General features: G+C 72.1%; 13 protein-coding genes. All 13 read left to right on the top strand.

Going from position 1 to position 13,773, the window contains the following annotated elements; translation table 11 throughout:
* The first annotated feature begins 125 nt into the window (after window positions 1–125).
* The 13 genes from ABWK99_RS00200 to ABWK99_RS00140 all read left to right on the top strand — a co-directional run bounded on the left by ABWK99_RS00200 (window position 126) and on the right by ABWK99_RS00140 (window position 13,765).
* Window positions 126–1,232, top strand: a complete 1,107-nt coding sequence (locus ABWK99_RS00200; RefSeq protein WP_372592668.1) for a mannose-1-phosphate guanylyltransferase — start codon at window positions 126–128, stop codon at window positions 1,230–1,232.
* 64 nt (window positions 1,233–1,296) lie between these two features.
* Entirely contained in the window at window positions 1,297–2,505 is a 1,209-nt protein-coding gene (locus ABWK99_RS00195; RefSeq protein WP_372592667.1) for an amidohydrolase, read from the top strand.
* Between the two features lie 163 nt (window positions 2,506–2,668).
* On the top strand, window positions 2,669–3,784 hold the full coding sequence (locus ABWK99_RS00190) for a BMP family protein (RefSeq protein ID WP_372592666.1): 1,116 nt from the start codon (window positions 2,669–2,671) through the stop codon (window positions 3,782–3,784).
* Between the two features lie 202 nt (window positions 3,785–3,986).
* Entirely contained in the window at window positions 3,987–5,558 is a 1,572-nt protein-coding gene (locus ABWK99_RS00185; protein ID WP_372592665.1) for an ABC transporter ATP-binding protein, read from the top strand.
* Window positions 5,555–6,781 (top strand): ABC transporter permease, encoded by a 1,227-nt coding sequence (locus ABWK99_RS00180; protein WP_372592664.1) that lies wholly within the window; start codon window positions 5,555–5,557, stop codon window positions 6,779–6,781. The genes ABWK99_RS00185 and ABWK99_RS00180 overlap by 4 nt, the downstream gene beginning before the upstream one ends.
* Window positions 6,778–8,055 carry an ABC transporter permease gene (locus ABWK99_RS00175; RefSeq protein ID WP_372592663.1) on the top strand — a complete coding sequence of 426 codons (1,278 nt, stop codon included), beginning with the start codon at window positions 6,778–6,780 and terminating at the stop codon, window positions 8,053–8,055. The genes ABWK99_RS00180 and ABWK99_RS00175 overlap by 4 nt, the downstream gene beginning before the upstream one ends.
* A complete protein-coding gene (locus ABWK99_RS00170; RefSeq protein ID WP_372592662.1) occupies window positions 8,052–8,492 on the top strand; it encodes a cytidine deaminase in 441 nt (146 codons plus the stop codon). The genes ABWK99_RS00175 and ABWK99_RS00170 overlap by 4 nt, the downstream gene beginning before the upstream one ends.
* Window positions 8,493–8,500: 8 nt before the next feature.
* Entirely contained in the window at window positions 8,501–9,811 is a 1,311-nt protein-coding gene (locus ABWK99_RS00165) for a thymidine phosphorylase (protein WP_372592661.1), read from the top strand.
* A 1-nt stretch (window position 9,812) separates the two neighbouring features.
* Window positions 9,813–10,772 (top strand): hypothetical protein, encoded by a 960-nt coding sequence (locus ABWK99_RS00160; RefSeq protein ID WP_372592660.1) that lies wholly within the window; start codon window positions 9,813–9,815, stop codon window positions 10,770–10,772.
* Between the two features lie 59 nt (window positions 10,773–10,831).
* The gene (locus ABWK99_RS00155) at window positions 10,832–11,047 is read left to right on the top strand and encodes a hypothetical protein (protein ID WP_372592659.1); all 216 of its coding nucleotides are present in this window, start codon (window positions 10,832–10,834) and stop codon (window positions 11,045–11,047) included.
* An 85-nt stretch (window positions 11,048–11,132) separates the two neighbouring features.
* Window positions 11,133–12,251 (top strand): adenosine deaminase, encoded by a 1,119-nt coding sequence (locus tag ABWK99_RS00150; RefSeq protein ID WP_372592658.1) that lies wholly within the window; start codon window positions 11,133–11,135, stop codon window positions 12,249–12,251.
* Window positions 12,248–12,949, top strand: a complete 702-nt coding sequence (gene deoC / locus ABWK99_RS00145; RefSeq protein WP_372592657.1) for a deoxyribose-phosphate aldolase — start codon at window positions 12,248–12,250, stop codon at window positions 12,947–12,949. The genes ABWK99_RS00150 and deoC overlap by 4 nt, the downstream gene beginning before the upstream one ends.
* 48 nt (window positions 12,950–12,997) lie before the next feature.
* Entirely contained in the window at window positions 12,998–13,765 is a 768-nt protein-coding gene (locus tag ABWK99_RS00140; protein ID WP_372592656.1) for a glycerophosphodiester phosphodiesterase, read from the top strand.
* Window positions 13,766–13,773: the final 8 nt, after the last annotated feature.

Here is a 13,773-nt window from a genome sequence, read left to right as displayed (position 1 = left end):
TCGGGGCCAGTGCGTCGGCGGGGTGCGCCGCACGCTGCGGCTCCGACTCTAGACGACATGAACGACACGTCGTCCAGGACGTCCGACGGACCGCCGCGCGTGGCCGACTCTGGCACGATGACGCGATGACGAACTCACGCGTGATCGACGGATTCCGCGCCGTCGTCCCGGCCGGGGGAGCCGGCACCCGCCTGTGGCCCGTGTCCCGGGTCGGCTCGCCCAAGTTCCTGCACGACCTGACGGGCACCGGCCGCACGCTGCTGCAGGGCACGGTGGACCGGCTCGCTCCGCTCGCGGGCCCGCAGGGCGTCGTCGTGGTCACCGGAGCCGCCCATGAGCGCGCCGTGCGCGAGCAGCTGCCGGAGCTCGGGGCGGGCGCCGTGCTCGCCGAACCCTCTCCTCGCGACTCGATGGCGGCCATCGGTCTCGCGGCAGCCGTGCTGGCCGAGCGCGAGGGGGACGTGGTCCTCGGGTCCTTCGCCGCCGACCACGTCATCGAGGGGGACGGTTTCGCGGAGGCGGTGCGGCAGGGTGTCGTCGCCGCTCGGGCCGGGTACGTCACGACCATCGGCATCGCGGCGACCGGCCCGTCGACCGCCTTCGGGTACATCGAGCTCGGTGACAGCCTGGGCCTGGACGACGCGCCGGGTGCGCGGCATGTCGCGGCGTTCACGGAGAAGCCGGACGCCCTCACCGCCGCCCGCTACCTGGAGGCCGGTCGCCACCGCTGGAACGCCGGCATGTTCCTCGTGCGGGCGCAGGTGCTCCTGGAGCACCTGGTCCGGCTCCAGCCGACGCTGCACGACGGTCTGCGCCGGATCGCCGCGGCCTGGGACACCGAGCGGCGCGACGAGGTGATGGCCGAGGTCTGGCCGGGGCTGACGAAGATCGCCATCGACCACGCCATCGCCGAGCCCGTCGCCGCTGAGGGCGGGGTGGCGGTGGTCCCCGGTGACTTCGCCTGGGACGACATCGGTGACGTCGCCTCCCTCCGCGACATGCTGACCGGCGACCCGGCCGTCCTCGGGGCGGTCGACGACGTGCTCACGATCGACGCGCCGGGGGCGCTCGTCGCGGCGCGCGGTGGGCGGGTGGTCACCGTTCTCGGCGTCCCGGACGTCGTCGTGCTGGACACGCCTGACGCGGTGCTGGTCACCACCAGGGAGCGGGCGCAGGAGGTCAAGCGCGTGGTGGACGCCTTGCGCGAGCGGGGGCGCACCGACCTGCTGTGAGGTCGGCGTGCGCCACGCCGGACGCCCCGCCGAGCCCGCCTGAGCGGGTGGCTAGGCTCCTCGTGTGCTCGACGACACGACGGCCCACCGGATCGACGCCCTCCTGACGGGCCTCGACGCCGAGCTCGTCGCCGTGCGACGGGACCTGCACGCGCATCCCGAGGTCGGCCGTGCCGAGCACCGGACCACCCGCGTCGTGGCCGAGCGGCTGCGGGCCGCAGGACTGCGGCCGCGGCTCCTTCCCGGCACCGGCCTCGTCTGCGACATCGGCCCGGCCCACGGCCGTCGGGTCCTGCTCCGGGCCGACCTGGACGCGCTTCCGGTGCCCGACTCGTGCGCTCACCCCTGGCGCTCGACCGTGCACGGGATGTGCCACGCCTGCGGTCATGACGTGCACACGGCCGTCGTCCTCGGCGCGGGACTCACCGTGGCGGCGCTCGACGAGGAGGGGCTCCTGCCGGGCGGGGTCCGGCTGCTCTTCCAGGCCGCGGAGGAGATCCAGCCGGGCGGTGCGATCGACGCCGTCGACGCCGGGGCGATGGACGGGGTCGGCGAGGTCTTCGCGGTGCACTGCGAGCCGAAGATCGACGTGGGACGGATCGGCACCCGGATCGGGCCGCTCACCTCGGCCTCCGACCCGGTCACGGTCACCCTCACCGGGCCGGGCGGGCACACCAGCAGGCCGTACCTCACGGCGGACGTCGTCTTCGCTCTCGCCCAGGTGGTCACGCAGGTGCCCGCCGTGCTCGGGCGCCGGCTCGACCCGCGCTCGGGGGTGAACCTCACCTGGGGGGAGATCCACGCCGGCTCGACGCACAACGCGATCCCCGCCGTGGGTTCCGTGCGCGGGACGCTGCGCTGCCTCGACGTCTCGGCGTGGGAGCAGGCGGTCGCCGTGCTCCGCGACACGGTCGAGCAGATCGCGGCGCCGTACGGGGTCGAGGTCGACGTCCAGCACCTGCGGGGCGTGCCCCCGGTGGTCAACGACGCCGCGTCCACCCGGCTGCTCGACGTCGCAGCGCGCCGCATGCTCGGACCGGACGCGGTCGTGCTGACCGAGCAGTCGCTCGGCGGGGAGGACTTCGCCTGGCTGCTCACCCGAGCGCCCGGGTCGATGCTGCGCCTGGGCACCAGGACCCCCGGCGGCCGGACCTTCGACATCCACCAGGGGGACCTCGACGTGGACGAGCGGTCGATCGGCGTCGGCGCGCGGGTCCTCGCCGCTGCCGCCGTCCTCGCGACGGCGGGGGTCGGCAACATTCCGGTTGGGTAACAACCACCCGGGCGTACCAGCGGGTAACCGTTCCGACACATGGACGTGACTAAGGTGCGAGGTACAGCAGCCGACCTCCCCCGGGTCGCGCCTCGCGCCGCAACGGCGCAGCTCGAGGTGCCGGTGCCGGTACGGCGTGGCAGAGACAAACAGGAGTGACGACGTGAAGAGATGGACGCGAGCCGCGGTGCTGGCCACTGCGACAGCCCTGGCCCTGGCTGCATGTGCCTCGGCACCCGAGGACGAGGCGACGACCACGACGCCGGGTGACACCGAGACGACGGCGTCGGAGACGATGGACTACACGGCCTGCATGGTCTCGGACGAGGGCGGCTTCGACGACGCCTCGTTCAACCAGTCCGGCTACGAGGGCCTGACCCGGGCCGAGAGCGAGCTCGGGATCACCATCAAGTCGGCCGAGTCCACGGACCCGGGCCAGTACACGACCAACATCGACTCGATGGTCCAGGAGGGCTGCGACCTCATCATCGGTGTCGGCTTCGCGCTGGAGGACGGCATCCAGGCCGCCGCCGAGGCGAACCCCGACATCAACTTCGCCCTGGTGGACTCCGCGTTCAGTGACGCGGACTTCAACCCGGTCACCCTCGACAACGCCAAGCCGCTCCTGTTCAACACGCAGGAGGCCGCGTTCCTCGCCGGCTACTACGCAGCGGGCGTCTCCAAGACCGGCACCGTCGCCACCTTCGGCGGCATGCCCTTCCCGTCCGTCACCATCTTCATGGACGGCTTCGTCGACGGCGTCGCGGAGTACAACACGGACAACGGGGCGAGCGTCAAGGTCCTCGGCTGGGACAAGGAAGCGCAGACCGGCTCGATGATCGGGAACTTCTCCGACACCGAGGCAGGGCGCACGACGACCGAGCAGTTCATCGCCTCGGGCGCCGACGTCATCCTCCCGGTCGCCGGCCCGGTCGGTGCGGGCTCGCTCAACGCGGCCTCGCAGGCCGACGGCGTCTCGGTCATCTGGGTCGACTCGGACGGCTACCTCCAGCCGGCCAACGACAAGTACAAGTCGCTCATCCTGACCTCGGTCACCAAGCTCATCGGGACGGCGGTCTTCGACACGATCTCCGCCGCCACCGAGGGCAGCTTCTCGTCCGACCCGTACGTCGGGACGCTCGCCAACGGCGGCGTCGACGTGGCCCCGCTGCACGACTTCGAGGCCACCGTTCCCGCCGACCTGCAGGCCAAGGTCGCCGACCTCAAGGCCGCGATCATCGACGGCAGCCTCGTCGTCGAGTCGCCCAGCCAGAACTGATCCGGTCCGATGGCCCGGGACGCCTGTCGTCCCGGGCCATCGGCCTGCCAGGGGAGCTGAGCTCCGCCCTGGCCGTGGACGGTCGCACGCGACATGATCGACGGCACGAGGGCGTCACGTCCGGAGGGCGCCGTACCGGGCGGTAGTCTTTTCCGTCTCCCTCGGCGCCGAGGGAGAGCCGTCGAGCACAGGAGAGGGTGTCGTGAAGCTGGAGCTTCGGGGGATCACCAAGCGGTTCGGCCCCTTGGTGGCCAACGACTCGATCGACCTCACCTTCGAACCGGGCACGATCCATGCCCTGCTCGGTGAGAACGGTGCGGGCAAGTCCACCCTGATGAACGTGCTGTATGGGCTCTACGCGCCCGACGGCGGCGAGATCCTCGTGGACGACGTCCCGGTCACCTTCGCCGGACCCGGTGAGGCGATGGCCGCCGGCATCGGCATGGTGCACCAGCACTTCATGCTCGTCCCCGTGTTCACGGTGGCCGAGAACGTCGTGCTCGGTCACGAGCCGATCCACGGTGCCGGTCGCCTCATCGACCTCCCGAAGGCGCGCGGCCTGGTCAAGGAGATCTCCGAGCGCTTCGGCTTCGAGGTGGATCCCGACGAGCTCGTCGAGAACCTGCCCGTCGGCGTGCAGCAGCGTGTGGAGATCATCAAGGCGCTCTCGCGGGACGCGAAGGTGCTCATCCTCGACGAGCCGACCGCCGTGCTCACCCCGCAGGAGACGGACGAGCTGATCGGCATCATGCGGCAGCTCAAGGACGCCGGGACCTCGATCGTCTTCATCACGCACAAGCTGCGTGAGGTCCAGGCCGTCGCCGACCAGATCACGGTGATCCGCCGCGGTCGTGTCGTCGGGACGGCCACCCCCGACGCGAGCGCCGTCGAGCTCGCATCGCTCATGGTCGGCAGGACCGTCGACCTGGGCGTGGAGAAGGAGCCGGCGCAACCCCAGGACGCGACGTTCGTCGTGAAGGACCTGACCGTCATCGAGCCGAACGGCGCCCGTTCCCTCGACGCGGTCTCCTTCGACGTCCACCGGGGCGAGATCCTCGCGATCGCCGGTGTGCAGGGCAACGGGCAGTCCGAGCTCGCCGAGACGATCCTCGGGCTCCGGCACGCGACCGCCGGCTCGATCCGGCTCGACGGGACCGAGCTCCTGGGCAAGAGCGTCGGCGACGTGCTGAGCGCCGGGGTCGGGTTCGTCCCGGAGGACCGCAGCACCGACGGGCTCATCTCGTCCTTCTCGGTCGCCGAGAACCTCATCCTCGACCTCTACGACAAGCCGCCGTTCGCGAAGGCCGGGAGCCTGAGCCCCCGGGTGGTGGCGGAGAACGCCGCGGTCAAGACCGAGGAGTTCGACGTCCGGCTGACCTCGGTCCAGGACCCGATCAGCACGCTCTCCGGCGGGAACCAGCAGAAGGTCGTCCTGGCCCGTGAGATGTCCCGTGAGCTGCGGCTGCTCGTCGCCTCGCAGCCCACCCGCGGGCTCGACGTCGGGTCGATCGAGTTCGTGCACAAGCGGATCGTCGCGGAACGCGACAGCGGCACGCCGGTGATCATCGTCTCGACGGAGCTCGACGAGGTGCTCGCCCTCGCCGACCGCATCGCCGTGATGTACCGCGGACGGATCATCGGGATCGTCCCTGCGGACACGAGCCGCGCGGTCCTCGGACTGATGATGGCGGGTTCCACCCATGAGGACGCCCTGCGCGACGCGGGCGACCACCCCACGCAGAACGATGCAGAGATGCCGGAGGCAGAGCTGTGACGACGACCACGGAGACGGCGGGCCACTCGGCACCCGTCCACCACGAGGAGCGCAAGAGCGTCCTGGCGCAGATCCTGGACTCCTCGTGGCTGACGATCACCGCGGCGATCGTCATCGCGTTGCTGCTGTCCTCGGTGCTCATCGCCGCAGCCAACGCCGACGTCCAGAAGGCGTCGACCTACATCTTCGCCCGGCCGGGTGACTTCTTCGGTGCGGCATGGGACTCGATCTCCTCGGCCTACTCCGCGCTCTTCCGGGGCTCGATCTTCGACTACCAGGCCAGTGGGGCCCGCCGGATCCGGCCGATCACCGAGACGATGACGTCCTCCGTCCCGCTGATCTTCGCCGGGCTCGGACTGGCCGTCGGCTTCCGGTCCGGTCTGTTCAACATCGGTGCCCAGGGCCAGGTGCTCCTCGGCGCCGCAGCGGGGACCTGGGTCGGCATCACGTTCTCCATGCCGGTCGGCGTGCACCTCGTGGCCGCGTGCCTCGGAGCCGCCATCGCCGGTGCCCTGTGGGCCGGTATCGCCGGTTTCCTCAAGGCCAGGACCGGGGCGAACGAGGTGATCGTGACGATCATGCTCAACTCGATCTCCTTCTACCTCATCTCCTACCTGCTGACCACGAGCCTGCTGCGCCAGGGTGGGTCCCGACCGATCTCGCCGGCGGTCGCCGCGAACGCGACCTTCCCCCTGCTGCTCGGCTCGAGCTTCCGGCTGCACCTGGGCTTCATCGTCGCGCTGCTCGCGGCGGTGGGTGTCTGGTGGCTGATGGAGCGGTCGACCCTCGGCTTCCAGTTCCGGGCGGTGGGCGTCAACCAGCGAGCGGCGCGCACGGCCGGCATCAAGGTGAACCTCGTGTTCGTGCTCGTCATGCTCACGGCCGGCGGCCTCGCCGGGCTCGGCGGTGCCGCGCAGGTGCTCGGGACGGACAAGACGCTCCAGGCCGGATCCGCGGGCTCGATCGGCTTCGACGCCATCACGGTGGCGTTGCTCGGTCGATCGAAGCCGCTCGGGACGGTGCTCGCTGCCCTCCTCTTCGGAGCCCTGCGCGCGGGCTCACCGCTCATGCAGACCTCGGCGGGGACGCCGATCGACATCGTGCTGGTCATCCAGGCATCGATCGTGCTCCTGATCGCCGCACCCGTGCTGGTCAAGGAGCTCTCCCTGGTGCACCGGATCGCCCAGCTCTTCGGTTACCGCATGAAGGAGGCACGCGCATGAGCGCGGTCACGGCTGAGGTCGGCACCCTGCCCCGGGTCGAGGCCCGCATCGCGTGGCGCAACCCCGCGATCTACGGCGCGCTCGGGCTGCTGTCGCTGCTCGTCTTCGGCGTCCTGACCCCTGGGGAGGACCGCACCCGGATCCAGGTGTCGTCGGCGACCGACGTCTTCACGATCGACACCTTCGCCGTGCCCTCGCGGCTGACCGCCGTCCTGCTCTCGCTCGTGGCGCTCGGGCTGGCCGGATGGGTCGCGTGGAACACGGCCAACCGCAAGCGCAACGCCGCGTGGATCCCTGCGGTCTTCGGCGCCCTCGTCCTGACCGCGTTCCTCATCTGGGTCATGGCGGGCAACAGCAACGCGCTGCCCCTGACGGTGCTCCTCGCCGGCGCGCTGACGGCTGCGGTCCCGCTCGCCTTCGGGGCGATGGCCGGCCTGCTCTGCGAACGCTCCGGGATCATCAACATCGCGATCGAGGGTCAGCTGCTCGCCGGCGCCTTCCTCGCGGTGGTCGTCGCGAGCACGACGGGCAACGCCTATGCCGGGATGATCGCGGCACCCCTGGCCGGTGCGCTCGTCGGGTGGATCCTCGTCATGTTCGCCGTGCGGTACAAGATCGACCAGATCATCGTCGGCGTCGTGCTCAACGTGCTCGTCATCGGTGTCACGAACTACCTCTTCTCGACGGTCCTGACCCAGAACCCGCAGACGCTCAACTCCCCGCCGCGGCTCCCGACGCTGGCGATCCCGGTGCTCGGCGACATCCCGGTCATCGGGCCCGTGCTGTTCCAGCAGTCCGCCGTGATCTACCTCATGTACGTCCTGGTCGCCGTGCTCCAGGTGATGGTCTTCCGCTCCCGCTGGGGACTGCGGATGCGCTCGGTCGGCGAGCACCCCAAGGCGGCCGACACCGTGGGCATCAACGTCAACCGGACCCGGATCCGCAACACGGTGCTGGGCGGGGCGGTCGCCGGTCTCGGTGGCTCCGCGCTCGTCGCCGCGGGTCTGGCCTTCACCAAGGAGCTCACCTCCGGCAAGGGCTACATCGCCCTGGCCGCGATGATCCTCGGCCGGTGGAGCCCGAAGGGTGCCCTGGCGGCAGCCCTGCTCTTCGGTTTCGCCGACTCCTTGCGTCGCGTGCTCGGCAACCTCGGCTCACCCATCCCGAGCGAGTTCCTCGCGATGCTCCCGTACCTGGCCACGATCTTCGCCGTGGCAGGCCTCGTCGGGCGGGTGCGTGCGCCCGCCGCCGAGGGCAAGCCCTACGAGAAGTGAGTTCCGTGACGCCCACCGACGAGAGTGCCGGCCCGCAGGGGCGCGAGATCGACTGGGACGCCCTGCGCGCCGCGGCCGCCGAGGTCCTGCCCCGGGCGTACGTGCCGTACTCGAAGTTCCCGGTGGGGGTCGCCGCGCTCGTCGACGACGGCCGGATCGTGGTCGGCTGCAACGTGGAGAACGCCTCCTACGGGCTGACCCTGTGCGCCGAGTGCGCCCTGGTCAGCGCGCTGCACGTGAGCGGAGGGGGCCGGCTGGTCGCCTTCGTGTGCCTGGACGGCCATGGCACCGCGTTGATGCCCTGCGGGCGCTGCCGCCAGCTCCTGTGGGAGCACGGGGGACCCGATCTCCTCGTCGAGACCGTGAGCGGGATCCGCCCGATGACCGAGGTGCTGCCCGACGCGTTCGGGCCCGCCGACCTGATCACCCGAGCCTGAGGACCACCATGAGCACCAGCGAGCCGTTCGACGCCGTCGACGTCATCCGGACCAAGCGCGACCAGGGTCGCCTGTCGGACGAGCAGATCGACTGGGTCATCGACGCGTACACGCGCGGGGCGGTCGCCGACGAGCAGATGTCGGCCCTGGCGATGGCGATCCTGCTCAACGGGATGGAGCGGTCGGAGATCGCCCGCTGGACAGCCGCGATGATCGCCTCCGGCGAGCGGATGGACTTCTCGAGCCTGTCGCGGCCGACCGTCGACAAGCACTCCACCGGCGGCGTGGGGGACAAGATCACCCTGCCGCTCGCCCCGCTCGTCGCTGCCTGCGGGCTCGCCGTCCCGCAGCTCTCCGGTCGTGGGCTCGGGCACACGGGCGGCACGCTGGACAAGCTCGAGTCGATCCCCGGCTGGCGCGCGGCGCTCAGCAACGAGGAGATGCTCGCGCAGCTCGAGGACGTCGGCGCGGTCATCTGCCAGGCGGGCTCGGGGCTCGCCCCTGCCGACCGCAAGCTCTACGCCCTCCGGGACGTGACCGGGACGGTCGAGGCCATCCCGCTGATCGCGAGCTCGATCATGAGCAAGAAGATCGCCGAGGGGACCAGCGCCCTGGTGCTGGACGTCAAGGTGGGCTCCGGGGCGTTCATGAAGGACCTGGACCGGGCGCGCGAGCTCGCGCAGACGATGGTGGCACTCGGCACGGACGCCGGGGTGCGGACCACGGCGCTGCTCACCGACATGTCCACCCCGCTGGGCCTCACGGCCGGGAACGCCCTCGAGGTCCGCGAGTCCGTCGAGGTGCTCGCCGGCGGCGGTCCTGCCGATGTCGTGGAGCTCACCGTCGCCCTGGCGCGGGAGATGCTCGACGCCGCCCGCCACCCGGGCACCGCGGGGATCGACCCGGCCGACCTGCTCGCCGACGGTCGGGCGATGGACGTCTGGAAGCGCATGATCCGCGCCCAGGGAGGCGACCCCGACGCGACGCTCCCCACCGCGGCGCACACCGAGACCGTGCGTGCCGAGGCCGACGGGGTGCTCACGGAGCTGGACGCGCTCGCCGTCGGTGTGGCCGCCTGGCGCCTCGGAGCGGGCCGGGCGCGCAAGGAGGACGTCGTCCAGGCGGGCGCCGGCGTCGAGCTGCACGCCAAGCCGGGCGCGACCGTGCGCACCGGCGACGTGCTGATGACCCTGCACACCGACACCCCGGACCGGTTCGCCCGGGCCAAGGACGCACTCGCCGGTGCCGTACGCATCGATCCCGTTGCTGCGTCGGCGCGGACCTCGACGATGGTCTTCGAGCGGATCGCGGCGGACTGACATGCCGGGCCTCCAGCTGACCGGCCTCGCGCATCGGGTGATGCGGCTGGTGGGCGCCGGGCAGGCACCCTCGGCGGCCGGGCCGTCCATCGGCACGACGGGGGCCTGGGCGGACGAGGTGGCCGACCGGGTGCTGGCGCGTCTGGCGGCGACGGAGCGACGTCGGTGGGACGAGGTCGCCGACGCCCGCCCGGAGGCCCGCGTCCTGCTGCGCCGACGGCTCGCCGCGACCGGGAGCGTCGCGGCGGTGGCCGAGCTGGCCGAGAGCTGGGACTCCTGGGCGCCGGAGGTGCGGGCCGTCGTCCTCGACCCGATCGGCAGGTCGGGCACGGCTGCCCGGCAGACGGACCAGACGACCTGCGGCTCGGCATGCCTCGTCCTGCTCGCCGCTGCCGGGGACCCTGGCCTCGCCGGGTGGCTCGCGGCAGGGACCGTCCCACGGCTCGGTGTGCCACCGGAGCTCGGTGCGGCGGACCCGGCCGTGCTCGCGCGGCTCGCCTCGCTCCCCGCCGCTGCCAGGTACGGGGCGGTGCAGCGCGTGGTCCAGCACCGGACGAACGCGAGGTCCGTCCTCGGCCTGCCCTGGCCCGCCGCTCTCGGGACTCCGCCATGGGGGGCGGCGCGCGAGGCCAGGTTCCTCGGGCTCGCCTTCCGGCACCGGCTCCTGGACGACACCGACACCGCGGACCTCGCACCGGTCCTCGACACGGTGGCACGGGTCGTCGAGGCGGGTGTGCCGCTGCCGCTGTACGCGGGCGGGGACACCTCCCGCGGGTGGTCCACCGCTGTGCCCCGCCATGTCGTGCTCGCCGTCGGGCACGGCCCCGCCGGCTTCCGCGTGTGGGAGCCGTCGGTCGGGGCCGTGGTCGAGGTGAGCCGCGCAGAGCTCCTGCGCGGCGGTGCTCCGCTGCCCGCGCTCGGTGGCTGGTCGCACCTGGTCTGGGCCGTCCTTCCCCGGTAGGTGGCGGCCTGGCTCCACGGGGGTCACGATGGGGTGGACCGCCCGACCGAGGAGGGACGATGAGCACGATCCCAGGAGAGAGCTCGTGGACCGATGCAGGCCTCGTACCGCCGAAGGACGCGGAGCTCCCTGCCGTCGAGCCGACGGATCCCGCCGATCTCGAGGCCGTGCCGCAGGCCCCGCGTCCGGATCTGCGCGACGAGGCGACCGAGCCGGACGTCGTCGACCAGGCACTCGAGGCGAGCCTCGACGAGGAGGCCTACCGCGAGACCTGAGCCGGGCGACGGTCTGCCGGGACCCCGTCCGCACGGCGGGGTGGCCGAGCGGCGGACAGGGGCCGGGGAGCACTACGGTGGACGGATGACGTCCGCCGACCGCCCACCGCGGGGCTTGCCGACGGTGGTCCTGCACGATCACCTCGACGGGGGCCTGCGTGCGCAGACGCTCGTCGAGCTGGCCGGTGAGATCGGGCACGAGCTCCCGTTCACCGACCCGGACCGGCTGGCCACCTGGTACGTCGAGGCGGCGTCCTCCGGTGATCTCGAGACGTACATCCGGACCTTCGAGCACACCCTCGCGGTGATGCAGAGCGCCGCGAACCTGCGCCGCATCGCGGCTGAGGCCGTGGTCGACCTCGCAGCCGACGGAGTGGTGCACGCCGAGCAGCGGTACGCCCCCGAGCTCCACCAGCGGGGCGGGCTGTCCGGGCAGGAGGTCGTCGACGCCGTCCAGGAGGGGATCGACGAGGGCGTGGCGCTCGCCGCCGCCGCCGGGCACCCGATCAGCGTCGTGCAGATCCTGACGATGATGCGCAACGGTGAGCACGGCAGGCAGACGGCGGAGCTCGTGCTGGCCAACCGCGACCGGGGTGTCGGCGGAGCGGACCTGGCAGGGCCCGAGGCCGGGTACCCCGTCTCGGCGCACAAGCGCGCGCTGCGGATCCTGCGGCAGGCCAGCATGCCCGTGACGATCCACGCAGGTGAGGCGGACGGCGTGGGGTCGATCGCCGACGCGCTGCACCTCGGTGGGGCGATCCGGATCGGTCACGGCGCGCGACTGGTCGAGGACATCTCCTTCGGCGAGCCGACCCCTGACGACCCGTGGGGCCTGGACGGCGCCGTGCTGGGCCGGGTCGCGCGGTGGGTGCTGGACCAGCAGGTCCCGCTCGAGCTGTGCCCGAGCTCCAACCTGCACACCGGCGTCGTGGACACCGTCGCCCATCACCCGATGACAGCGCTGCTCCGGCTCGGGTTCGCCGTCACCGTCTCGCCCGACAACCGGCTCATGTCCGGGACGAGCCAGAGCCGCGAGCTGGGCCTGCTCGTCGAGCACGCCGGCTGGACCCACGACGACCTGCGGGACGTCACCGTCACCGCGGCCTGGAACGCCTTCCTTCCCCACGACGCACGTGAACGCCTCGTCGAGGACGTCATCCTTCCCGCCTATCTCCTCCCATCGAACGGACGGCACCGCGCATGACCGCAACACCCCTGGACCCCACGACCGTCGCCGCGATGGTCGACCACACCCTGCTCAAGCCCGAGGCCACGGCCGCCGACGTCGCCGCGCTGGTCGCGGAGGCGCAGCGGCTCGGGGTCTTCTCCGTCTGCGTCTCTCCGTCGATGCTCCCGCTCGACGCCGGATCGGTGAAGGTCGCCACGGTCTGCGGGTTCCCCTCCGGGAAGCACCACAGCGCGATCAAGGCGGCAGAGGCCGCACGGTCCATCGCCGACGGGGCGGACGAGGTCGACATGGTGATCGACCTCGGCGCCGCCGTCGAGGGGCGCTTCGACGCGGTCCAGGCGGACATCGCGGCCGTGCGCGCCGCCGTCCCCGCCGGGAAGGTGCTCAAGGTCATCATCGAGTCCGCCGCGCTCACCGACGAGCAGATCGTCGGCTGCTGCCGTGCGGCCGAGGCCGCGGGTGCGGACTTCGTCAAGACGTCGACGGGCTTCCACCCGGCGGGCGGTGCGAGCGAGCACGCCGTCGCCCTCATGGCAGCGACCGTGGGCGGACGGCTCGGGGTGAAGGCCTCCGGGGCCATCCGCACCGGGGCAGCAGCTGCCGCGATGATCGCGGCGGGTGCCACCCGGCTCGGCCTCTCGGGCACGGCTGCCGTCCTCGACAGCCTGGGTGAGACGGACGCGCCGGCGCAGGACGACGGCTCGGGGTACTGAGCGCGGGCGGCGCGAGGAGCCCGCGGGCGGGATCGGAAGGGGGTTCGGATGGGCTACTTCGACCTGGGAGCGCCGATCGCACTGGCGCATCGAGGCTTCTCGCTCGACGGGCTGGAGAACTCGATGGTCGCCTTCCAGGCTGCCGTCGACCTCGGGTACAGGTACGTCGAGACCGACGTGCACGCGACCTCCGACGGTGTCGCCGTCGCCTTCCACGACTCCTCGCTCGACCGCGTGACGGACCGCTCGGGAAGTATCGCCAAGATGCCGTGGTCGCAGGTGCGCCGGGCCAGGATCGGCGGGAGCGAGCCCGTGCCGACGCTCGCAGAGGTCCTGCACACCTGGCCGCGGCTGAAGGTCAACATCGACGTGAAGTCGGCGGCGGCGATCGGCCCGACGATCGACGTGATCGAGCGCGAGTCGGCGCACGAGCGCGTCTGCCTCACCTCGTTCTCCGACGCGCGCCGCCTCGCCACCCTGCGGGGGCTCTCGCGACCCGTCGCCACCTCCGGCGGGACCGGAGTGGTGCGCCGGTTCGTCCTGGGGTCGCTCACCGGGGCGAGAGGCCGTGCGCGCAAGGCGATCAGCGAGGTCGGCGGTCTCCAGGTGCCGGAGAGCGCCGGACCGCTGAGGGTCGTCTCGAGCCGGACCATTGCCGCAGCCCATGCCGCGGGCGTCCAGGTCCACGTCTGGACCGTGAACGACCCGGCGGACATGCACCGCCTCCTGGACCTCGGCGTGGACGGTCTGGTCAGCGACCGGGCCGACCTGCTCCGGGAGGTCCTGGTCGAGCGCGACGAGTGGGTCGAGGGCTGACGGCCGGC

The sequence above is a fragment of the Actinotalea sp. genome, assembly GCF_041597215.1.
Taxonomy (GTDB): Bacteria; Actinomycetota; Actinomycetes; order Actinomycetales; family Cellulomonadaceae; genus Actinotalea.
The sequence above is the reverse complement of the archived record's forward strand: the minus strand, read 5'-3'. Positions and strand labels throughout refer to the sequence as shown.